Raw genomic sequence first — 425 nt, forward strand, 5'->3', positions numbered from 1 at the left:
CCTGTCCAAGGTCTATAATGACGCCTGGCTGGCGGATCAGGGTCTGGGCGAGCGCGAGCTGCATGGCGACCTGTCGGACCTGATCAACCGCAAATACGAGAAGGGCGATGTCGTCGTCGCCGGGCCGGGCGACACCCTGGACACCGCCTTCAAGCGCATGAAGGGCGCCGACGTATCGCAACTGCCGATCATCGAGGATGGCCGTCTGGTCGGCATCCTGGATGAGAGCGATCTGATCCGCATCATGAACACCGACGAGATCACGCGGAAGGAGCGGTTCGCCAAGCCGGTGGCCTCGGCCATGACGCGCGATCTGGACACGCTTCAAGTCAATGAGCCGCTGGACGCCCTGATCCCCGTCTTCGACCGCGACCGCGTTGCCATTGTGCTGGACGGCGAGCGGTTCGTCGGCCTGATCACCCGCA

Annotated in this window: 1 protein-coding gene; it reads left to right on the forward strand. The window is 64.0% G+C overall.

Annotated features, from left to right (window positions below):
* The coding region (locus CVH10_RS17725; RefSeq protein ID WP_146143008.1) for a CBS domain-containing protein at positions 1-425 on the forward strand (425 nt) is incomplete at both ends.

Source organism: Halomonas sp. ND22Bw (assembly GCF_003011945.1).
Taxonomy (GTDB): Bacteria; Pseudomonadota; Gammaproteobacteria; order Pseudomonadales; family Halomonadaceae; genus Halomonas; species Halomonas halophila.